This window comes from Brevundimonas sp., assembly GCF_036659295.1.
Classification (GTDB): domain Bacteria; phylum Pseudomonadota; class Alphaproteobacteria; order Caulobacterales; family Caulobacteraceae; genus Brevundimonas.
The window spans coordinates 1-653 of sequence record NZ_JAVXCU010000169.1 but is presented as its reverse complement, the minus strand read 5'-3'; the positions used below and the strand labels follow the sequence as shown (position 1 = coordinate 653).

The following is a 653-nucleotide window of genomic DNA, read 5'->3' as shown; positions in this document are numbered from 1 at the left end:
GGAACGACGTCGAAACCCTGCGCAAGGCCTACGCCTTCAATAACCTGCAGGAGTTTCTCGACCTCTACTACAAGGGCGCCGATGTATTGCGCACCTCCCAGGATTTCTACGACCTGACCTGGGCCTACCTGCTGCGTTGCAAGGCGCAGAACGTGATCCATACCGAACCGTTCTTCGACCCGCAGACCCACACCGACCGGGGGATCCCGTTTGAAGTGGTGCTCAACGGCATCGCCAGCGCGCTCAAAGATGGCGAGCAGCAACTGGGCATCACCAGCGGCCTGATCCTCAGCTTCCTGCGCCACCTGAGCGAAGAGCAAGCGCAAAAAACCCTCGACCAGGCGCTGCCGTTCCGGGATGCGTTTGTCGCCGTAGGCCTGGACAGCTCGGAAATGGGCCACCCGCCAAGCAAGTTCCAGCGCGTATTCGATCGCGCCCGTGGCGAAGGTTTCCTGACCGTCGCCCATGCCGGTGAGGAAGGCCCGCCGGAGTACATCTGGGAAGCCCTCGACCTGCTGAAGATCCAGCGCATCGACCATGGTGTGCGCGCCATTGAAGACGAGCGCCTGATGCAGCGGATCATCGACGAGCAGATCCCGCTGACCGTGTGCCCGCTGTCCAACACCAAGCTGTGCGTGTTCGACGACATGGCC

1 protein-coding gene is annotated in these 653 nt (G+C 61.9%); it reads left to right on the top strand.

All coding sequences use genetic code 11. From position 1 onward, the window contains the following. The coding region (gene add, locus RSB01_RS14170) for an adenosine deaminase (RefSeq protein ID WP_332625767.1) at window positions 1-653 on the top strand (653 nt) is incomplete at both ends.